Origin of the sequence: Klebsiella sp. MS 92-3, from assembly GCF_000195655.1 — a bacterium.
Classification (GTDB): domain Bacteria; phylum Pseudomonadota; class Gammaproteobacteria; order Enterobacterales; family Enterobacteriaceae; genus Klebsiella; species Klebsiella pneumoniae.
The window spans coordinates 1-286 of sequence record NZ_GL882807.1 but is presented as its reverse complement, the minus strand read 5'-3'; positions in this window follow the sequence as shown (position 1 = coordinate 286).

Here is a 286-nt window from a genome sequence, read left to right as displayed (position 1 = left end):
AACGCTGATGCTGAAGGGGAAAGAGCCGGGCGACGAATTACGCGGGTTGATCACCGTTTTTGCTTTCCTGGCTTCGGCCTGGTACTGCGTTGTTCAGTACAGAAAAGAGAAGGGCGAATCTCAGTCCTGACCTGACCAGACCAGACCAGACCAGACCAGACCAGATCAGATCAGACCAAACCTGACCGGTACTCTCCATCTTGCTGCTGCTCTTCCTCCGCCTGACTTTCTTTTCACACAATCTGCCCCGGGGCCACCTTCGGCCCCCCCCCCCCCCCCCCCCCCC